Genomic DNA, 22208 nt, shown 5'->3' on the forward strand with positions numbered 1-22208 from the left:
TTATGAAAAAAATTAATGAGGCTAACCGCCTTATGAAAATAATTATGCGTACAAGCTTAATAATTAGTGTCATCTCATTGATCTCCATTCAGTTGGTAGTGGCTTCTGCAGTACGTGGTCAAAGCGGATTGGATAAACGCATCAGTATCAACATGCGTAATGTGGCTTTCGCAGACCTGCTTAAGGAAATTGAAAAGAAAACAGGGGTCAGTTTTGTTTATACCAACAAGGAAACTATAGATACAAAAGTAACTGTTAACGATGAGACCAAAACTGCAAGGACGATATTGACTCCTTTATTGCAAAAAAACAACCTGCGACTTATTGAAGACGGAACAATGGTTGTACTTAAAAAAGCAGAATTGCAGGTACGTGCTGCAAAGCCAGGTGCGGCTGTAGGCTATGTAAAGGATAAGGTAACTAACCAGACTTTGCCTTATGCAACTGTGATATTGAAAGAAACCAACCAAAAATATGTTACCGATGCCAATGGCTATTTTGTAATCAACAACCTAAAGCCCGGAAAAGCAACGCTTCTGGTAAACTATATTGGTTACGTAGCAACATCGTTTCCGGTGGATATACAAGATGGTGAAACTGCAAAATTGGAGTTGAAACTGGAGAGCCAGAGTAACGACATGAAAGGCATTTCGGTAACCGGGATTAGGAGAGGGGAAGCCATTGCTTTGAGTAATATGCGCAATGCAGATAACATTAAATATGTACTTTCTCAGGAGCAGATTGAGCGTTTTCCTGATGCTACTGTTGGTGAAGCGATGCAGCGTGTACCGGGTATTGCGATGGACTATAGCTATGGTTTACCAAGAAACATCATCATCAGGGGGCTGGATCAGAGTATGGGCTCTATCACACTAAACGGAAACAGATTACCTTCTACACAAACCAACTCCAGGGATATTGACCTCAACGGTATTCTATCGTCGACAGTTGAGGCCATAGAGGTTAATAAAACACTGACTCCTGATATGGATGCTGATGGAACTTCAGGTTCGGTTAACATCATTTCTAAAACACCAAAATCGGGCAGCCAGCAAATGCAGGTGAAAGGTTCTTTTGGTAATAATTTTCTGTTAGGCAAGCAAAACTTTGATGGCTCATTTGATTTTGGCCGCAGAGATAATAAATGGGCTTACCTGATTGGCGTAAACTATAGCAATACCTATAGAGGGGAAGACAGGGTTCAGAAAGATTATGATATGTACGAGATTGCAGGGGTAGAGAAAATGAAGCTATCTAACCTTGAACTGGAAGGATCAGATCTGCATCGTGAGAACCTTGGACTGCAAGCTGAACTGAGCTATTTCCCTACGGAGAAGATCCAGATTTATGGAAGAACTTCTTACAACAAGTTTTATGAACTACAAACAAGGGGAACGAAAAGTTATAACATTGGGGAGTACACAGATGAAAATACTGCTACAGGCATTAGTATAGGCGCTAGTGGTTCACCTAGAGACTATCATAGAGATCTGCTTAGTTTTTCAGTTGGGACTAAAGCGATTGTGAATAACTGGAGGATGAATTTGGACCTCACCTATGCTAGTGGTTTATACGATCAGCCAATCTACTATGACGGATATTTTACTTATGGTGGTTTAAATGCGGGTATCGATATCAGCGATCCACGTGCTCCGCAATTTGCTTTTACCAATGGTGATGTAAACAATGCTGCTAACTACACCACCTCTTCTTATGTAAACAGACATCAGATCGCTCATGACAAGGATGGTCAGGGATCGTTTAATGTGCAGCGAACTTTTAACCTCAGCCAAAAAAACAAACTGATGCTTAAGTTTGGCGGGCGTTACCGGTATAAGGAAGATGATCATACCAGAGATTATTTCCAGTATATATTGAAGACAGGTAAAGTATCAATGGATAATTTCTTGTCTGATTATTCCAGAAAGGATTATTTCAATGGTAGATATGACCTTTCTGGGGCTATTGCCAATGGTTACCTGATGGAAGACTATTATCAGAAAAACCTGTCACTTTTTGAAAGTGACGAGACCTATATCAGACAAAATACAGATCCGGATTCTTATAGTGGTAAGGAAACTATGGGAGCAGGTTATGTAATGGGTAAATTGACATTGGATAAGCTTGACATCATTACCGGGCTGAGGTATGAACGCACAGGCTTTGACTACAGAGGTAACATTGTATCGTTTGACAATCAGGGTAAATATGTAAGCACCAATAAAGTGAACACCAAGTCGGCATTTGATGGCTTCTTTCCTAGTCTGAACCTGAAGTACGCCATCGATCAGCGTACCAATGTAAGGGCAGCAGTTACGAGGTCACTTTCCCGTCCCGGTTATTATGACTTGGTACCATGGCAGGAAGTGGAGCCAAGAAGAAAGCGAATGAAGATGGGAAATCCTGAGTTGGATCAGGCTACTTCCACCAATGTGGATTTCATATTTGAGCACTACTTGAAATCACTTGGTTTATTATCAGGAGGTATCTTTTATAAGAACATAGAAAATTACATTTATCAAAGTATTTATACCCAACAAGGTGGTCAGTTTGATAAGTATCAGGTAACGCAGACTGTAAACGGTGCAAACGCACATGTCTACGGTTATGAAATTGCCTGGCAGCAGCAGCTAACTTTCTTACCTGGATTTTTGAATGGTTTGGGTATCTATGGAAACTTTACACAAATTCAGTCGAAGTTTAAGGTACCTGGTATTGTGAGTGAGCGTACTGTACGTTTGCCGTCTATGCGACCTAAGGTAGGTAATGCATCATTGTCTTATGAGAAATATGGTTTTTCCGGCCGTATATCGCTGAATTTCTATGATACTTTTATTAGTGAGCTTGCAGAGGAACAGGCCAATGACCTGATGGAAAAAGGCAGAATGCAGCTTGACTTCTCCGCTTCGCAGCGCATTAATAAGAAGTTTACCATTTTTATGGGGATTAGCAACATCAATAATGCCCAAACTATCCTGGATTATGGTGATGGAAGACCAAATGATCATAAATACTTTTCTACATGGGCCAATGCAGGCTTTAAATACAATCCTTTTTAATGATGAAGAACATTACCAGAGAAATTATCACGGTCATTATAGTCCTTCTAGGCTTTCAACTAGCTAAAGGGCAATCACTCAAAGCGTCAGCTTTTCCTGATCGCATTATTCTGACCTGGTCGGCGGATCCTACGACCACTCAGTCGGTTACCTGGCGCACCGACACTACTGTACATAAAAGTTATGCGCAGGTATTGATGGAAGACAGCTCACCTGATCTTGAAAAAGACAATTCCGGAGAATTTGTTGCCCTTACAACTTCCCTGCAGGGGGCCGAATACGAAAAAGCGAATTATCATAGTGCCACCATGATGGGCTTGAAACCTGATCAGGTTTATACCTACCGCGTAGGGGATGGCAAGAACTGGAGCGAATGGTTTCAGTTCCGTACTGCACCTGCAAAGGTGAAACCTTTTTCATTCATTTATTTGGGTGATGCTCAAAATGACATCAAGTCAAAATGGTCGAGGGTAATCAGAAGGGCCTTTGCTACTCATGGTGATGCGCGCTTTATTGTTCATGCAGGCGACCTGATCAATCGCTCAAATAATGACAATGAATGGGGAGAATGGCATTTTGGCGCTGGTTTCATTAATGGAATGATTCCGAGTATTCCTTCATCGGGAAATCATGAATATTTTAGAGATGAACAAAAGGTGTTGACCCTTGATCCCCATTGGCGGTCTCAGTATACTTTGCCAGAGAACGGCCCTAAAGGTTTGGAAGAATCTGTTTACTACATCGATTATGCCAATGTTCGTCTCATTTCATTGAACTCTCAGATGATCGTACTTGATTCCAACTCCATGAAGATTCAGGCTGAATGGTTGGAAGGGGTATTAAAGAACAATCCAAAGCAATGGACCATGATCACTTATCATCACCCAATCTACTCAACAGCAAAAGGCAGAGACAATAAGGAATTCAGGGACTTATTTAAGCCCTTGTTTGATAAATACCATGTAGACCTATTGATGCAGGGACATGACCATACTTACAGTCGTGGGCAGAATTTACCTACTGGTGTATCAGGAAAGGTTGGAGGCCCGATGTATGTGGTTTCAGTGGCCGGGCCAAAAATGTACAAAATAGATGTGTCACCAAGGTGGATGGACGTATTTGCAGAAAATACCCAACTGTTCCAAATTATATCGGTTGACAATGATAAACTGGTCTATACTGCCTATAAAGCTTCCGGAGAGGTTTTTGACTCTTTTAGTCTTAAAAAAACGAATAAAGAGAAAGCAGCTGTATTTACAGATTTAAAAAAGTAAAAGGATGGACTCCCAGATACCCGCCAGACGCGAAGTCTAAAGAAAAATTAAAGGGTTGCTGTTTATGGAGCAACCCTTTTTTGAGTATCAGTAGGATAGCATCGTACGATGGGTTCATCCAGGAAATTCTAAATGATCTATTTAAAGCAGAATGTATTTTAAAGTAAAACCTCCCGCTAAAAAAAGAGGAAACGCTAAGGCATTTTCTCAAATTCTACCCGGCGGTTATTTGCTTTGTTCTGCGGAGAACTGTTGGCTAAAAGTGGCATTGTTTCACCTTTGCCATCTGTTTCAAAAGCTGCTGTATTTACACCGAAGTCTTTACTAAGGGTATTTTTTACTGCAATGGCTCTTTTTTTAGAGAGTTCTAAATTGGTCGCAGCATCTCCATCGTTATCAGTATGGCCAGTTATTCTGATTTTTATATCTCCAGCCTGCGTCAATACACCCGCAATTTCTTTTAGCGCACCAAATGATTCGGGTTTAATCACATCCGAATTCACATCAAACAAAATAGCTGTGCTTACCAGTTTCCCCTGGGTTAAAAGTTTGCTTTTGGTATCGGGGTTGCCAATTGCTAAACGGATGTTAGAGATAAATAACAAGCCACCCCAACTCAGTGAAGGAGCTTTAAAGAGCAGGGCATTTAGGTTCGTATTGTCGGCCAGAATAGCATTTAGATCTAAGATTTTATTTTCATTTACATATACCCTGACGCGCTGTTTTTGCCTCCAGATGGATATTTTTGCCAGTCTTTCTTCTGGAGTAGACCTGAAATTTGGAATGGCATAATCCCCTTTTGCATCCGGCTGTCCCGGAGAAATATATTGATAGTTGCCATAAGCTTTTAGGCTTTCATATTCTGCCGAACCTGGTTGAAGATATAGCCAGAGCACAGCATTTTTAGGGTCACCTAAATTTGAATTGTTGTTATCTTTATAAAACGAATTGCCATTTTTCACTTCTGCTAAGGCCAGACTAAAGGGAAAACCTTTTGGGTAAGGCGATGAGACGAGTAGATCAAATTGTATGGTGAAATTTTCGGGCATTTTCTCTATTTCCTTGATCATAAAATTGGATTGCGTTCCAAGTTTTAACCAGTTGCCAGGTTTGCCATCCACCGTAACCACCTCACCCGAACCATTGGTGTACCAGCGGTCTGGAAAATCGCCAATGGCATCTGAAGCAAAATCGTCCCAAACAATTATTTTTTCTCCGGGTACAAAATCAAATTTGGAGCGATAACTTTTTTGATTGACAGGGCCGCTGGGTGCTGCCGGCACGTTCGTTTCTTCATGAGATTTATCGACAGGCATGGCCATTGACTGCTCGCTGTTGGTTGTTGTAGCTTTCGTAGCAACTCCTTTTATATTGTCAACCACCTCATCTGCTTTTTTATCGAGCTCCTGGTCGACCTTAGCATCAATCTTATTCTTTTCGTTAGCTATTTTTTTATCTACAGCCTGATCTACTTTCTTTTTGATCTGGTCACCAAGTTTTTTAAATATTTGTGCTTGTGCTGTATTTAACATCAACAAACAGGCAATTGCCAATATCGATTTTTTCATGTCTTTTTAAATTAGATGTTTTGTATAGGACTATTTTCCGAGCATATTTTTTAATGTTGAAATCTGAATGGCCTTCAGCATTGCCGCTATATTGCTGATGTACACTTTGTCTGTTTTATCCACGTTGACACATACTTCAAAAAACTGGACTGAGGATTTCGGTAGTTTGGTGTTGAAATAGTTAAGATTAGGGACAATAGGTATTGTTTTATATTTGCTGTCTTTATCCGTAAATCCCTTGAATTCATTGGCAAATGGTGCACCTTCAATTACGGCTATTTCATCGCGCTCCTTTGCAGAAAGGCTGTTTAATAGTTCTTCATTTTTTTTCAGCAGGTCCTTATTCAACACATTCTCATAGGGAAGCTTGATTCCTTCTAAAATGGCTGCTCGCCGCCATTCTAAATAAGCCTGTTTGGTTAAATAATTAAAGGGCAATTTGCCATCATAGGTAATCAACCATGAATATGCATTCCGGTCATCGCCTCCTCTTAAATTAAAAAAGTAATAGCCCTCTTTCTGAACCGGAAATTCTGTGATATAGGCCAATGGCTCATTGGGTTCGTTCAAAGTGAAAGCCTCAGAACCATTGGCAATTATACGAATGTTGGTGTTACTGGATGTAGTGGGTTGATAGGGTTTTGCGCTACCTGCTTCATTTAAATTGTATTTTAAAAAATAAACCTGGTAACTGAAATAATTGCAAGGATTTGGTGGATTGTTTTTAACATAGGAAAAACTGTAATCGGCCAGCATGCCCATGGGGCTGAAGCTTTGTTTAACCATGTTGTGTATGGCAGCAGTGATGGTCTTTTCTTTGGCAACTTCTGCCGCTGTACCGCTGATGGAATTACCCAAGGCTCTGTTTTTCCAGATACCAGGCTCTTTGATCAGGTCCGTTTCAAACCTGCGCTGCGCTTTTAAATGGATTGTTGCCATTAACATGATCAGTATGGCTGTTAAATATGTTTTCATTGGATTTTAATTAACTGGTTTTTAAATGCTTTGTACATGGCTATTTTTTTTGAGCATATTTTTTATTGCTGGAGTTTCCTATTGGTTCGGCAATGTGATAACTATATTGTTTGTAGAAATGGGGGAATAATACCAGGCATTGGCAAAAGTTTTATTATTGCTGTAGGGGCCGTCTCTTTGTGTTGATGTATTGTTTTGTAAAACGAGATTCCAGACTTGAATCCCAGAGAAATAATGTTTGGTAAACTGGTAAGTTGTTTTTTCCAGGTTTCTTTTTTGAGAGGAGATCAGCTGGCCCCATTTATCACCTCCATCTTTTTTACTCCAGGCTTCAATCACACTTTCTTGCGGTATGATGGTCATATGGTTGCCACTGATCTGGTAAGTACCGGTTTCTTTTACTAAAAGAATTTTAGCCATCGACATACCGAAAGTTTTGGAAACAAAATGATAAGTACCATTTTTATTAAATGAGTACTGGTCAGCGGTGTAACCTGCAATAGAGGTGGCGTAGGCATCATGGTAAGATGGATTTACACTTCCTGTTTTTCCCCAGGTTCCAAGGATAGAATTTTCATCGTTGTTAGTGTTTGGGGTTTGTGCAGCAACAATGTCGGGTTTGATTAAATCAACTGATGCCAGTAATGTTTCAATATCTTTTAGATAATCCAGGCTGTTGGTGGTAGCTACAATGCTTGTGCAGCGGTTGTATCCAGTCGCAGTAGTAAGAAATACGATCGCTTCATTTTGATTAAAAGCAAATTTTGCAGCACCTGCTTTTATTTTCCAGCCCTTGGTTTCTGAGCGCTCATTTAGCATTGGAGCCTGGGTAGGTTTGTAATTTTTCACAATCAGTTCCTGCCATTCGCTTTCAAAATCCTGTTCAATACTTCCTTTGCTAGTGGCGCTTTTTACGATATTAATACGGGACCAGTTTTGGGTTGTTTCATTTGTTATGGTATAACTGATTACATTTTCGGTCACCTCTTTTTTCCAATTTATCGGTGGAGTGTAAGTAATTATATCAAAGGTCTCCTTTTGCGCAAACAAACAGTCCGAAAAGAAAGTGAGCAGGAGTAAGAAAGTAATTGATTTCATCATCTTTAATTTTTTATTGAAATAAACCTTTTATAGGGGTGATTGTTCCGGGTGTTTGTATCCCATTGCTGATGCTTGGTTGCAGTCCATTCTGTTTTATGTTTTGCAATACAGGCAAGGCATTATCCATTTCATCTACCAGTTGCTGAATTTTAACTTGTTTTTCCTTCAGCGCTTTTTTGGCATCCATCGCATCTATTTCTTTCATTATCTTTTCTATTTCTTTTTTGGATTGCTGCATGGTTTCGTATTTGTCCATTTTGTCTGCCTCCTGTTGTATTTTTTCTATTTGTTTTTTTAGCTGTTCCTTTTGTGCCATTGTTGCGTCCATCTCTTTAACTGCATGATCAAAGTCCTTTATCTTCTCATGTAATTCACCGTAAGCATCCATCTCTTTTACACTTTTCATCATTCGGTCTAACTGTTCATTCAATTTATCTTTCGGACTTTTTACATTGTTGCAATCTGCCGTTGTCATTTTATTCAGCAGGTCTTTAAGCAACCTGCTTTTGCGTAAGTCGGGCAATGGTGTTAAGTCATTGTCCGGTAAGTTTGGCAATGGGGTCAACTCATCTAATGGAATAACTGATAAAGGCGCTAGATCGTCATCACTGTCGTTTATCATTCCAGGTGTTACGCTTCCATTAGTCGTTTTTACAAATGGGGCTACTCCTGGTTGCGCTATTGATTTATTATCGCCGCCAAAGGCTAGGGTCTGATTGGGTATCGGATTAGACTTGCTGGTTATTCCCAAACTGTTGGTATCAAAATTCTTAGTAGCGTTGCTCAGTTCCTGCCAATCCTTGCCAATTGGCACTTTCAATAATGTGGGGCAACTAAAATTTGGGATTTCGGGTGTAGGTACAAACACTGCTTGATCACCATTTTGAGCAACACATGATTTTGCAATAACTTGCTGGTCATTAATAGCATTTTCATAAAGCGTTTCCAGGGCAGCTGTCCAGGCAATACAACTGGTCATTATCGTATTTTTAGGATTGCCGGCTGTATACCAGGACCAGGTACAATAGGCATTGAGCCAGCTGCGAAATTCCTCTATTTTTTTTGCATGAAATTTTCGTATGACAGGGTTTATATAGGCCAGGAATTCATTGTTTTTTCTATCGAAATCGGCGCATTTATCATGCTCACCAGTCTTGGTCATAACTGCTCTTTTGGCATCAATTTCATTTTGTAACTCAGCATATTCTTTTACATTATCCTCGTTCCATTTGGCTATGTATTGTTGTAATATCATTTGTACGGTAACTGCTGTTTTGCTCATTACATTGTAGCCTTTCACCGAGGCCAATCCCATTTCTTTTATAAAATCATCCTGGTTTTTTTCTGCTAAATTGCTTGCTTCTGCATTGCTAGCTTCCAGAAGGGTTTCTATTTTTTCTTTTAATTCAGTAAACATTTTTGAATGCCCATTTTGTATTTTTCTGTCATTTTCATATTCCGAAACATGATCAGATAATGCAGGGATTTTAATCCAGTCTTTCGGGAAGTATTCATAAATGGTAATGCTGCGCTTTATTTTATCAAAGTCAATTTTTTCAAAGCCTTTATCACCCATTTTGTTTTTCGCTATTTTTTCTATCAGTGAATTGGGATTGTTTTCCATTGCTGCTGTATAATCTTTCCCCGCTTTGATTGGGTCTCCATTTAATTCTTCCATCAAACCTCCACATACTGTTGTTTCAGGGTGATATGGATTGACCCGCATGGTAAGGCGGGCAAACTTTTTGGCACTGTCCAGTTCGCCTAAGCTAAACCAGGCCAGACATAAGTTATTCAATACAGTACTGTTGACCGGGAATTCATTTTTCAGTTTGTTTAAAACAGGCAAGGCTTGCTCGGGGTAGCCATATTGCGTTAACATTGCGGCCATGTTATTTTGCATGTTTACATTAGCTGGATCCAACTGAAGCGCTTTCATGCTCAAGGCCATAGCAGCTTGCTGATGCCCCTGCATCATGGCTAACACCGCTCCATTTGAGATATCATTCGCTTTTTGGGCTTTTGCAATAACCGATTTTACCAAGGTGTTTTCGGCTGCTTCTCCTTTGGCCATTAGTTTAGCGTAAAGGTTAGCCGCATAGGTTGCGATATCCGCTTGCGTTAATCTTTTCTTTGAAATTGTGGCAATTCTTACCATATCTCTTTTAGGTACCAATTCTTCATTACGGTTAAAATCCGCATAATCAGCTGTTTTTGCCGTCTTATCTGTAAGGGTCGGCATTATGCCTTTCATCAGTTTTTGCATTTCTGCTTGTTCTTCATTACTCATCCCTTTCATGGCATCCTGCATCATTTTATCCATATTGGGTGCTGCAGTCTGTTTTGGTTTTTTTGCTGGCTGGGCAAGAGAAACGACACTGATTAATATAGAAATGAAGAGTAGGGTTAAATGTGGCTTCATGATGATCAGTTTTATTAAAGGTTTTTGTTTTAGCAAGTGATAGATTAAAGTTGGGAAGGATTAAATCGTTAACCTATCCCCTAAAAAGAGGATATTATGTATCCATGAAAAATCATAGAAAAAGAGGAGCTAAAGTGTTAGAGATCAGTGGTAATTTGCATAACTTCATAGTAAGATCATTTCCTTATGAAAAAAAAATATTCAATTCTCCTTTTCTTTTTTCTAATCGTGGGTCTGGTCAATGCACAATCGAACAGCGTTATTGATAGTTTACGAAATGGGATTAACGCCGCCAAAACCGATAGCACGCGTATAGAAGCGATGTTCGAATACATGCGGGCAACTTTAAATGACAACACATCCGATTTTGAACCGTACACAAAAGAAATGGTGCGTCTGAGTAAAAAAATACACTTTAAATGGGGGCTCAGTACCGGCTATATTTTATCATTATCCTATTATAAAAATATTGGCAATTACGAGTTGGCATTAAAATTTGCCGATTCTGCCGAAGTACTGCTGAAAAATGATAACGCTGCCAACTTATTATTAAACAAAGGTCACCTTTACACCAACAGAGGCAATTTATACTATGTTATTGGCGACTTTAAAAAAGCATTGGATGATTACTTTAAGGCGGAAAAAATCCTAAAAAAACAAAATTTCAAAACGCTCGCCAGTATTTATTCCTCCATAGCAAATTGTTTTTCAGAATTAAGTAATACCCAAAAAGCATTTGAGTTTGATGATATGGCAATTGCCACAGCCCGAAGGTTTGAGGACAAACGATTGCTCGCGACTACATTAATGAACAAATCTTCAAGATTAATGGATGTTCATAATTATAAATCAGCAGATTCCATCTTAAATATTGTACGACCTATAGTAGAGAAATTGCAGAATACTAAAAGTCTGTTTGCTTATTCTTTTAACAAAGGCGACATAGAGGCGTATTATAAAAAAGACACATTAAGTGCATTAAAATATTACCATCAATCTTACAATTATGCTAAACAAAATAGCGATGTGTGGCAAGTAGCCAGAGCCATTGTTCCACTTGCACAGTTTAAAATTGACATCAATCAAAAAGATGCTTTACCACTGATCAAAGAGTTGTCGGAAATGGCGGATAGCAATGGAATGAATAAGGGAAAAGCAGATGCAACACAATTATATTCAGCATGGTATGCACAAAATGGTGATTTTAAAAAGGCTTATGAGCAGCTACAGCTGTTTCAAAAACTCTCAGACAGCCTAAATTCTGAAGAGAGCAGAGAAAAAATTTCTATGATGGAAGTACGATTTAGAATTGAAAACAAAGAACAGGAAATAAAACAACTTAAAGCACAGGATCAGATCAACCAATTCTCTATCCGTCAAAAAAACACGCTCAACTATATTTTAATGGGTGGTGCGTTAGTCCTGGTAATTATTTCAGCGCTGGGATACAGGAATTATCAGCATAAGCAAAAGCTGCAACAGGTACGCATTAGTGAATTGGAGACCGAAAAGCAGTTAACTGCCACAGAGGCTGTACTAAAAGGAGAAGAACAGGAACGTACCCGTATGGCCAAAGACTTACATGATGGTTTAGGTGGCATGCTCGCTGGTATTAAACATTCATTTGGTAATATGAAACAAAACTTAATTATGACGCCTGATAATCATCAGGCTTTTGAGCGGAGTATGGATATGCTTGACAGTTCAATCAAAGAGATGCGTCGAGTTGCTCACAATATGATGCCTGAAAACCTGCTTAAATTTGGCCTGGACATTGCCCTTCGGGATTTTTGCATAGATATTAGTACCAGTACTCCTTTGCGGGTGAACTACCAATCTATTGGTTTAACAGATGTACAGTTAGACCAAACTAAATCCATTGGTATTTATCGCATTGTGCAGGAACTAATTCATAACAGCTTAAAACACGCTTCGGCTCAAACAGCGCTGGTACAAATCAGTAAAACTGATGAACAGATTGTAGTAGAAGTAGAAGATGATGGGGTTGGATTTAACATCAATGAATTAGACCGGACCAAAGGTGTCGGCTGGAGTAATATCCAAAGCAGGGTGGATTTTTTAAGGGGCAAATTAGATGTACAATCTGAACCAGGAAAAGGAACTTCTGTACATATCGAATTTACAATAGAATGAAAACGAGCATATTTATAGTTGATGATCACTACATGGTGATAGAGGGCATTCGGTCTTTATTGCAACATGAGAAAAATATTGCATGGCTGGGCCATGCTACGACCGCAGGTTCATGTATGGCCTTTTTGAAGGGCCAGCAGCCTGATGTGATTTTAATGGACATCAGTATGCCAGATAAAAGTGGTATAGACTTATGTCGGGAAGTAAAAGAGAAATACCCTTCCATTTCCATTCTTGGGTTAAGTACCTTTAACCAGCAAAGCTTCATTCAAAAAATGGTAGATAATGGCGCTTTGGGCTACCTGTTAAAAAATGCTTCAAAAGAAGAACTCCTGGAAGCTATTGAAGCCGTGAATAAGGGTCAAAAGTACTTTAGCGGGGAAGTGGTCGAAACACTTAAATTATCCCAAAATACTGTCGCCCCAATTTTAACTCGAAGAGAAAAAGAAGTGCTAGCGCTTATTGTTGATGGAATGACCAATAATGAAATCGCTGAAAAACTATTCGTGAGTGTAACCACAATTAGCAGCCATCGCAAAAATCTGCTTACCAAGTTAGCCGCAAAGAACACTGCTGCCCTGGTTCGGATCGCAACTCAATTGAGGTTCTGAGTAGCATTTCCGTTTTCAATATGCAATTGACTGCTTTAACGATATCGGTCTTTTTATCTGATGAAGAGCCACCGTCTGCGGAAGACACGTGGGGTCTGTTAAACCTTTTTAAGTTCATCAATCCTCTGTAAATGAAGAATAAATGTCAAAATGAAGCTGAGCTTAAAAATTAACCTACGAATTTTTTTGTATGTACAAAATTATTCGTAGGTTTAGGTATGAAAACGAATCAACCCGAGGAAAAAAGGAAGGTAGAACCGACCAAAGCGGAGCTGGAAATTTTAACAGTTTTGTGGGAACATGGGCCTTCACCGGTGCGTTTTGTGATGGAAGAACTCAATAAGATCAGGGTGTTGAATTATACCGCCACATTGAAGCTCATGCAGATCATGGTGGACAAGGGAATTTTAAAGCGCGATGAGCGCAAGATGCAGCATGTGTATCATGTGGTGGAAGAGGAGAAGAAAACCAAGGCGCATTTGCTGGATAAATTCCTGGATACTTTGTACAAGGGCTCTGCAGCCAGCCTGGTGATGCAATTGTTGGGCAATCAAAAAACGACAAAAGAAGAACTGGCTAGAATGAGGGCACTGCTGGATCAGGCGGAGCGGGAAAGCGGCCTTTAATACATGGGAATATGGAAAAGCTGATCAGCAGTTATTTACCTGTAAATGTAACCGAGGCAATTACCTATACCTTACTGCATAGTCTATGGGAGGGAATGTTGTTGATGGTTGTTGTGTCGCTGATGCTGCGTCTGACTGAACGGACTGCTCCGGTATGGCGCTATCGCCTGTTGACCGGAACTTTATTTGTGTTTGCTTTGGTGCTGGGATTGACTTTTACCCTGGAACTTTCTGCAGGTCCTGACAGCAGTTTTAAGCGCTCTGGTTTACTTAACTCAGGTGCTGATGGTTTTGCAGTGGAACTTTGGCGGCAATTAAACTTTTCCTTAAAATACATCCATGAACACGCCGGGCTTGTGGTTCTGCTATGGCTGTTGGCTATAGGGATACAAATTTGCCGTTTGTCATTGGGCTTTTATGTCCTGCAACGCATGAGGGTAGTTAAAGCAACACCTGCAGACCCATTTTGGGAGCAGCGTTTAAATGAATTGGCAGGGGATTTGAGGATTCACCATGCGGTAAGACTAGTGGAATCGGGTATTGCCCGGATACCGATGGTGCTCGGGTATTTTAAGCCGCTGATTCTGATCCCTGTAGGATTGCTGAACGCTTTAGATCAGGACCAGGTAGAGGCCATACTTTTGCATGAACTCGCGCACATCCGCCGTAAAGATGGGCTGATCAACCTGATGCAGACCCTGATGGAAACATTGTTGTTCTTTAATCCGGCAGTTTGGTGGCTGTCCTCACTGATTAGGGCAGAACGGGAAAACTGTTGTGATGAGGTAGCCGTTCAACACTTAAAAAGCCCGGTAGTGCTCATGCGCGCAATGGTATGTTTTGAGCACTATCGTGACCGGAAGCTAAACTTGGCATTGGCTTTTTCAACCACCGGAGCGGGACTCGCCCTGAGGATGGAGCGACTGCTGACCGGGAAAAACCGCATGCCCGGAAAACTGGACCTGCTGGCTATTGTGCTGATCCTGGTGATGGGGCTGTTGGTTATGGTACGTCGTCCGGAAAATCAGATCCATTCCCTTGCTAAAGCCCCATTATCACTTGGCAAACCCAACGCAGTATCTAGCCATGAAGCGCTGGAGGATAAAAAAAGGGCCGAAGCCGATGCCCTCCGCCGAACGGGGCGACATCCTGCTCCTTAATCTTTAGGCTAGCGAAGACAGGGATAGTTTCCCAAATCTTTAAAATTTATTTGCTCGTATTGGCACACCAAAATGGTGTCTCTGGCTGGCCATTGTCTCATTTTTTTAATTCATCAGCTCATGTTTAGGAATTATTTTACGGTCGCAATCCGGAACCTGCACAAGCAGCTTTCACTTTCTTTGATCAATATTCTGGGTTTAAGTATAGGCCTGGCCTGCTGCCTGCTGATCTTACTGTACATTAGCGATGAGCTGAGTTTTGACCGCTTTCACCGGCAGCGTACACAGCTTTACCAGCTGACCTGCCTCCGGACTGAGCAGGACGGGACCAGTGAAAAGTTCGCCATTTCGGCACTGGTGCAGGGACCAGCCTTCAAACAGCGTATTCCGGAGATCCTGGACTTTATCCGGGTGAATACCCGGGAGACGGTACTGAAGAAAGGTCAACAGGTGGCCAATGAACAGATCAGCTGGGTAGATGCGCATTTCTTCCAGGTCTTTACTTTTCCACTGCTGGAAGGGGATCCCCGAAATGTACTGCAGGATCCGCATTCAATGGTACTGACTGAGCCTTATGCCAAAAAATATTTTGGTTCAGCCTCGGCTGCCCTTGGTCAGTCACTTGGCGTTGAGGTGAATGGTAAGTTTGAACTTTTTAAAATCTCAGGTATAGCCATGCCAGCACCGGAAAATTCGAGCATTCAGTTTTCCATACTGCTTCCTTTTTCTTATTTTCAGACCGCCTATCCGGATAACGGATGGATGTGGGTTTCTTTCCCAACGTACTTTTTGCTTTCTGCAGGTGCAGACATCGCTCAGGTGGAACACAAGATGAACCAGATTTACGCGGCCAGTGCCAAAGAGGAGATTGACCTGAACCATTTGGCAGGCTATGGGAATCAGTTCAGCTGGGGGCTACAGCCACTGACCAGTATGCACCTCAATACAGATTACCAGGGGACACCCATGGCTAGCGATCCGTTGTATGCTTACATTCTGGCTGGGGTAGCACTGTTTACGCTGGTCATTGCCTGTATTAATTTCATCAACCTGACCATCGCACAGTCCCTGAAAAGGACCAAGGAGATTGGCATGCGGAAAGTCATTGGAGGCAGTCGAAGGCAATTGCTGGTCCAGTTTTTAGCTGAGGCCTTGCTCATCTGTTTGCTGGCATTTATCCTTGGGATCTTTTTAGCGGGTTCGGTCTTGCCGGTGTTCAACCATTTATGTGGTAAAAACATCAGTTTAATCGGACTATGGAACTGGCAAACGGGGCTGGGTTTACTGTTTTTGTTGCTGATTACCGGATTGTCTGCCGGTTTCTATCCTGCACTGGTGCTTTCGGCCTTGAGTCCTATAAATGCCCTTGCCGGTAAAACCGGACTGATTGGCAAGAACTACCTGGCTAAGGGTCTGGTGGTATTTCAGTTTGCACTGGCTACTTTCCTGATCATTTCAACTTTGTTCATTTATGCCCAATTTAATCTGCTGACAAAAACCTGGGTCGGCTATCCGGATCAAAACCTGCTAAGCTTAAAAATACCTGAAGGAATCAGAAACAGACAGGTGATGGAGCGTTATAGGGTGGCATTTTCCAGGATTTCCGGGATTAATGGTGTGGGTTATAAAAATATCGGACATTTTGGAGGCAAGACTCAGGCTGCAGGTAAACAGTTTACGGCCACTTATGAGCATGTGAATGAAAGTTACCTTTCTGTTCTTGGTGTGCAGCTTATCCAGGGCCGGAATTTTTCTACACTGTTTGCCTCGGATTCCCTGTCTGCGGTTCTGGTGAATCAAAGCCTGGTCAAAAAGGCAGGATGGAGGGATCCTTTGGGGCAAACCATTGACTACATGAACCTGCCCGGATGGGGAAGCCGAAAGCTGGTAGTGGTAGGGGTAGTGCGGGATTACCATAATGAATCTTTAAAGGAAAGGATTCAGCCGATGGTCTTTACCGGAGAACCATCGCTGCCTTTAGGGGAAATGATCATCAGGATCCGACCTGAAAACAGAATGCAGACTTTAGCCGAACTGGAAAAGGTTTTCCATCGGCTGAGTCCGGATCATCCTTTTGAATACCAGTTCCGGGAAGAATACAACCGCAATAGTTACCGCCTCGAAGCGCAGTGGAAAGAGATCATCTCTTTTGCTGCCTGTTTAACGATTTTTATTTCCTGTATCGGTCTGTTTGGCTTGACTATGCTGACAGCGAAGAGGCGGGAAAAAGAGATTGGTGTTCGTAAAGTACTGGGCGCTTCAGTGAGTTCTCTGGCGATGATGTTGGGCAGGGACTTCTCTGGTCTGGTACTACTTTCTTTCCTAATGGCCTTTCCTCTGGGTTGGCTGGCAATGCAGGCCTGGCTCGAACATTTCCCTTACCGGGTGGCTTTGTCCTGGTGGCGGTTTGCACTGGCGGGTGGAGGGACCATGCTGGTCGCACTGCTGACCCTGAGTTATCAGGCCATCAAGGCAGCACGGGCAAGTCCTGTGACCTCACTCCGAAAAGAATAGATTATTATTTAACAATTATATCAATAAAATCAAGGATCATGAAAAAAGTAATTTTATGCAGTGTTGTTTTTTTAGCCCTGGGTGCTGCCCGGGTATTTGCACAGACTCAGGAGCCTGGTAGCAAACCGGTAAAAGTTGGCAATCAATGGCAGATGCCCAAAGATGTGCTATTGCGGGCGAAGACCTTTGCTGACAAGCTGCAAAAGTCTTTACAACTGGACGAACCGACCACAAAAAAAGTATTCAATTCGTATATGGGTAATGTCAAATCAGTGGATGAGATCCGGATGGGTAAGGGCTCTGAAAAAGAAAAAAAAGATGCCTTACTGGTCAATCAAGAGCACTTCGATCAAACACTGAAGGGGATTCTTTCCGCAGCGCAGTTCAGCAAATACCTGAAAAGTAAAACTTAAAACGGTATTTCACCAATTCAAGCCGGGTTAAGGATAGATTTATGGCAAATAAAAATTGGATAGGAATGATCTTCATTTATAGCGAGATTGAATTTGGACAAAGCATCGATTCCACTGCAATAGCAAAGCAAGGTGCTTTGGCCCGGCAATATCTGCAATTCGTTTATAACCTCCTGCAATGAGGTGTTCAACTGTGAGATGGGCTCCCTGATGTTGTGATGCACGAAGTCAATGATCCTGCCGTTATCATTTAAGCCATTTCTAGTCTTCCATATCACCGACTAAAGTATTGAACTTTATTTTAATATGGGTTTTGGCTTGTTTCTGAAATTCTTCAGGTGTTTGTCCGGTTTGTTTTTTAAAGAACCGGCTAAAGTACGGGCGGTCTGAAAAGCCTAAATCATAAGCAATTTCCTTGATTGTGTTTTCGCTATGAATAATACTTCGTTTTGCCTCTAAAATAATTCTGTCATGAATCAGTTGCATACCTGTTTTATTTAGTTTGTCTTTCAGAATCTGGTTGAGTCTTTTAGAGCTAATTCCCAGTTTTCCGGCATAGAAATCTGTGTTGCGGACCTGCTGATAGTTGCTTTCGAGCAGCATTAAAAATTCATATATTCTTTTTTGATGGATATCATGACTGGTGAATTCATGCTCTTTTACCTGGATCAGTTTGAGTAGGAAAACTTTGAGCAGCGCCCTTACGATAACGAAGTTACTGTTTGTGTATTCCTTTTCCAGTAAATGAAATATTCCGGAAAGTTCATCCGCCGCGCTTTCATTCAGCCTGAGACAAGAGAATTCTCCTTGTACATTAAATATCTTAAAAAGATCAAGAAGAAATTCTTTATCTTCTTCTTCTAGCATACTTCTTTTAAAAGAAATCAGTTCGCCATTTTTCCCAGCTTTGTTCAATTGATGAACTCTATATGGGGGAATTAAGTAGATCCAATCACCCTTCGACTCCAGTTGTGTGTCCTTTAATGCGTGCAGGGCATCTTCATTTTTCAGCCAGACAATTTCAAAAAAATCCTTCCTTCCCGGATCATTGAGATAACTAGGGGGACAATTACTTAAATTCCGTATATATATCAACGATTCTTCAAGTGCCGGTCTAGGTGCTGCATTCATCATCACATAAAGATACGCGCTATGAATTTGATGAGTTGGATGATTGGGAAATTATGGTGGACTATTCGGAAACTCATTCTTTTTTATGGCTTATTTATGACTTTTTAACCCTTTAATTTCCTGTTTGTCCCACATAATGCGCTGATTGTGTAAGCCTGAACCGATCAGCCCTTATTACTTTTACAGCGGATTAAACAATAAGAAAATGGAGATTAAAAACATAAGTGAGCAGCAGATTGCTAATGATATCCGTGCCAATCTGGAGATGATTTTAGTTGAAAACACCTGGTTGTTAAAACAAATGGATTTCAATGAAGTAGCTGCTCTGGTTAATTATATAGGGGCAGCGAATCATATTTTTATTATTGCGGCCGGGCGTTCTGGTTTTGCGATGCGCTCGGCAGCAATGCGGTTGATGCACCTGGGGCTGAAAGTTTACTTTGTGGGAGAAACCACGACGCCCGCTATAATAAAAGGAGATCTGTTAATTGCAGCTTCCGGATCTGGTACAACCAGTACGATTGTAAAGGCAGCGCAGAAAGCTAAAGAAGTGAATGCCATGGTTGTTGCGATCTCAACGCAAGGGCGCTCCTTACTTTCTGATTTTTCTGATCACTTGATACTTATCCCTGCAGCAGGAAAACAAGATTTTGAGCGTAATCGCTCGGGGCAATATGCAGGAAGTTTATTTGAACAATTTCTGCTGCTATTAATGGATTCCGTATTTCAGTCACTGTGGAAAGTTGAAGGTATACCAGCTGCAGAGCTGTGGGAAAGACATGCAAATCTTGAATAAATACAATTAATCATTTTATATATTATCATTATGGCAAAATTACAAGTAGCAATAGATTTATTAACGACAGAAGAGGCATTGGCATTAGCGGCTAAGGTAGCTCCTTATGTAGATATTATTGAATTGGGAACCCCTCTGATTAAGAACATGGGTTCAGCAGTGATTACTGCCATGAAAAATGCGCATCCGGATAAATTGGTTTTTGCCGATCTTAAGACCGCAGATGCAGGTGAACTGGAAGCTGATATTGCCTTTAAGGCTGGTGCGGATTTGGTCACTGTAATGGGGGCAGCGGGGGATGCTACGATCATTGGGGCTGTTAAAGCAGCAAAAGCCCACAACAAAGGGGTTGTTGTAGATACAATCGGCTATCCGGATCGTGTGAGACGTGCGCAGGAAGTGACTAAACTTGGGGTAGAATTTGTAGAGCTACATGCAGGATTAGATGAACAGTGGACCGCTGGTTACTCTATCCAGGTATTGATAGACGAAGCAGCAAGAGTGGGCGTTCCTGTTTCAGTAGCAGGTGGCGTAAATATCAATAATGTGACCGCTGTTGTTAAAGCGGGAGCAAAAGTGGTTGTTGCAGGGGCTGCAATTTATGGGGCAGAAAATCCTGCAGAAGCGGCAAAGGAATTGCGTGAAGCAATTGATGCAGCATAGTGCATATGAGTTTAGATAGCTAACAATATACGCATCTTCAGACAGTTCTTTGTTAAGAATATACCGCTTCATAAGTAAAATTATGAGGCGGTTTCTTATTTTCAAGACGTTTGGTTAGCGGGAGCCTATTGTTTGTCGTCTACAAATTTCCTCTTTTATCTGAATTTGACTGATGGAGCGCAGCTACAGCAGCAGCAATTTTAACCAAGAGATCATTATTTCTTATAGTTAGATCTCAATCATAGCAATTAATTTGCATCCCCCAAATGAGGTATTTCCTGGATAAAGGATAGCCGTAGTTTAGTGTCAGCTATTATAACCATGGAGGCATCTAAATTATCAATACCAGAAAAACCGCTTAAACTCTTAAAAACAGTTAAGGTAAAGCAGTATTCTTTTTATGCAGGTTTTTTATTACTGATTTTCTTTTTCACATCCTGCAGCACTCCTTACTACAGTACTGTCAACAACATGAATGAGCAACCAGCTTCGCTTGTACTGGCAAACGGCAGTAAGCTAAACGGTAAAATAAGCGTGCGCACATTTGATAACTACAGTTCTGTAAGTCGCATTCAGTTTAGCGAAGGTGCAAGTAATATTTACAAGGATTATTTTGTAAAGGACATCAAGTCAGTTTACATCAATGGCAGTACGTATTGTGTTAAAATAATCATAGGCAGCAATTTCTGGGGTGGCAGCGCAGTGCGTTTTGTGAAGCGGCTTACCCAACCCGGCGGTAGAATGGATCTGTATCAAAATGAGGTAGTAAATAAGAATAGTCAAAGCGGAAAATCCGAAACCGTTACCGAGTATTACCTGCAGCTACCTGGTGATAACCGTAATGAGATCTATAACCTGGAAAGTAAAAAATTCACTCCCGATTTCAACATTAAAATGAGTTCCTATGTACAAGATTGCCCTGTACTTGCAGTAAAAATCAAAGAAAAAGACAGAGACTATTTCTATCCTTTTATTGTAAACAATGGGGAATTGCGCCGCAAGGCAGTATTGCTCCAAATTATAAACGACTATAACAATTGTAAATGACCTATGAAAATTAAAATTCTATTAATCGGATCGTTACTTACCATGCTAATGCTCGGTACTGTTACTTGTGTGCAGGCGCAGTTGCACCCTCAACCCAATCCCATTCCCAAAACGAAAAGTTCGGGCTCAGCCGGAGGGCTTGCTGGCTCCTTGTTTGCCGATACATTGGATGTTTACATAAACATCGCCAATGGTACGCTTTCAAAAGAAGAAATTATAGGCCTCTATAGCTCGTCACCTCAATTGCTTAAGCTGCAGTATTCTGTAACTACGGCTACGGGTAACTTACTGTCCGAGCAAAGAATGTCCTCAGATGCAAGAATCATACATGATTTTATAAATCCGCTCAGTGGTCCTGTGTCTATCAGGAGCGGTTTTACCACCCTAAAATACAAGGTTGCTATAAAAAGGGTAAAAACCATATTTATCCCATCTGCCGCTTTGGTGACGGTAGCAGTTAACAAAGATTTTCTAGCAGAAAAGAATCTCTCACTTGGTTTTTTTAACAATTCCAATATGAACACCTGCATTGGCTATATTAAAATACCATTAAACTTTGGTTTCGAGGATAATTATGAGTGCGCCTATAAACAGTTTAACACTTATGGCTGCCCTTACATTAAGATAACTGACAGCAATAAGATACTGGAGTTCGTAATTAACAGGCAAGTTCACGACAAATAGTTATAACCAA

General features: G+C 41.1%; 17 protein-coding genes. 12 read left to right on the forward strand and 5 right to left on the reverse strand.

Features of this window, described 5'->3' with window-relative positions:
• Positions 1-2 precede the first annotated feature (2 nt).
• Positions 3-3059 carry a TonB-dependent receptor gene (locus HQN83_RS15225; RefSeq protein WP_173091183.1) on the forward strand — a complete coding sequence of 1019 codons (3057 nt, stop codon included), beginning with the start codon at positions 3-5 and terminating at the stop codon, positions 3057-3059.
• Entirely contained in the window at positions 3059-4333 is a 1275-nt protein-coding gene (locus HQN83_RS15230; RefSeq protein WP_173091184.1) for a purple acid phosphatase family protein, read from the forward strand. The genes HQN83_RS15225 and HQN83_RS15230 overlap by 1 nt, the downstream gene beginning before the upstream one ends.
• Before the next feature lie 194 nt (positions 4334-4527).
• Here HQN83_RS15230 and HQN83_RS15235 read toward each other — a convergent pair whose 3' ends face one another.
• The 4 genes from HQN83_RS15235 to HQN83_RS15250 all read right to left on the reverse strand — a co-directional run bounded on the left by HQN83_RS15235 (position 4528) and on the right by HQN83_RS15250 (position 10399).
• Entirely contained in the window at positions 4528-5901 is a 1374-nt protein-coding gene (locus tag HQN83_RS15235) for an OmpA family protein (RefSeq protein ID WP_173091185.1), read from the reverse strand.
• A 30-nt stretch (positions 5902-5931) separates the two neighbouring features.
• Positions 5932-6876 (reverse strand): hypothetical protein, encoded by a 945-nt coding sequence (locus HQN83_RS15240; protein ID WP_173091186.1) that lies wholly within the window; start codon positions 6874-6876, stop codon positions 5932-5934.
• 78 nt (positions 6877-6954) lie between these two features.
• The gene (locus tag HQN83_RS15245) at positions 6955-7977 is read right to left on the reverse strand and encodes a hypothetical protein (protein ID WP_173091187.1); all 1023 of its coding nucleotides are present in this window, start codon (positions 7975-7977) and stop codon (positions 6955-6957) included.
• 10 nt (positions 7978-7987) lie between these two features.
• Complete coding sequence (locus HQN83_RS15250; protein ID WP_173091188.1) at positions 7988-10399, reverse strand: hypothetical protein; 2412 nt, start codon at positions 10397-10399, stop codon at positions 7988-7990.
• A gap of 186 nt (positions 10400-10585) precedes the next feature.
• On the opposite strand from HQN83_RS15250, the gene HQN83_RS15255 reads away from it, so the two are divergent.
• From HQN83_RS15255 to HQN83_RS15280, 6 genes are all read left to right on the forward strand, one after another.
• Positions 10586-12553: a tetratricopeptide repeat-containing sensor histidine kinase gene (locus HQN83_RS15255; protein WP_173091189.1), complete on the forward strand. Its 1968-nt coding sequence runs from the start codon at positions 10586-10588 to the stop codon at positions 12551-12553.
• On the forward strand, positions 12550-13164 hold the full coding sequence (locus tag HQN83_RS15260) for a response regulator (protein WP_173091190.1): 615 nt from the start codon (positions 12550-12552) through the stop codon (positions 13162-13164). The genes HQN83_RS15255 and HQN83_RS15260 overlap by 4 nt, the downstream gene beginning before the upstream one ends.
• Positions 13165-13382: 218 nt before the next feature.
• Positions 13383-13790, forward strand: coding sequence for a BlaI/MecI/CopY family transcriptional regulator (locus tag HQN83_RS15265; RefSeq protein ID WP_173091191.1), 408 nt, complete (start codon positions 13383-13385; stop codon positions 13788-13790).
• Between the two features lie 11 nt (positions 13791-13801).
• Positions 13802-14950 (forward strand): M56 family metallopeptidase, encoded by a 1149-nt coding sequence (locus HQN83_RS15270; protein ID WP_173091192.1) that lies wholly within the window; start codon positions 13802-13804, stop codon positions 14948-14950.
• Positions 14951-15070: 120 nt separating this feature from the next.
• Complete coding sequence (locus tag HQN83_RS15275) at positions 15071-17464, forward strand: ABC transporter permease (RefSeq protein ID WP_173091193.1); 2394 nt, start codon at positions 15071-15073, stop codon at positions 17462-17464.
• 38 nt (positions 17465-17502) lie between these two features.
• On the forward strand, positions 17503-17877 hold the full coding sequence (locus HQN83_RS15280) for a hypothetical protein (protein WP_173091194.1): 375 nt from the start codon (positions 17503-17505) through the stop codon (positions 17875-17877).
• A 261-nt stretch (positions 17878-18138) separates the two neighbouring features.
• Here HQN83_RS15280 and HQN83_RS15285 read toward each other — a convergent pair whose 3' ends face one another.
• The gene (locus HQN83_RS15285; protein ID WP_246254515.1) at positions 18139-19011 is read right to left on the reverse strand and encodes a helix-turn-helix domain-containing protein; all 873 of its coding nucleotides are present in this window, start codon (positions 19009-19011) and stop codon (positions 18139-18141) included.
• Positions 19012-19213: 202 nt separating this feature from the next.
• Between HQN83_RS15285 and hxlB the strand changes: the two genes are divergently transcribed.
• From hxlB to HQN83_RS15305, 4 genes are all read left to right on the forward strand, one after another.
• Positions 19214-19804: a 6-phospho-3-hexuloisomerase gene (hxlB, locus tag HQN83_RS15290; RefSeq protein WP_173091195.1), complete on the forward strand. Its 591-nt coding sequence runs from the start codon at positions 19214-19216 to the stop codon at positions 19802-19804.
• 30 nt (positions 19805-19834) lie between these two features.
• A complete protein-coding gene (hxlA, locus tag HQN83_RS15295) occupies positions 19835-20467 on the forward strand; it encodes a 3-hexulose-6-phosphate synthase (protein WP_173091196.1) in 633 nt (210 codons plus the stop codon).
• Positions 20468-20788: 321 nt separating this feature from the next.
• Positions 20789-21514 (forward strand): hypothetical protein, encoded by a 726-nt coding sequence (locus HQN83_RS15300; RefSeq protein WP_173091197.1) that lies wholly within the window; start codon positions 20789-20791, stop codon positions 21512-21514.
• A gap of 3 nt (positions 21515-21517) precedes the next feature.
• The gene (locus HQN83_RS15305; RefSeq protein ID WP_173091198.1) at positions 21518-22198 is read left to right on the forward strand and encodes a hypothetical protein; all 681 of its coding nucleotides are present in this window, start codon (positions 21518-21520) and stop codon (positions 22196-22198) included.
• Positions 22199-22208 lie beyond the last annotated feature (10 nt).

It is taken from the genome of Pedobacter foliorum (genome assembly GCF_013266735.1).
Classification (GTDB): Bacteria; Bacteroidota; Bacteroidia; order Sphingobacteriales; family Sphingobacteriaceae; genus Pedobacter; species Pedobacter foliorum.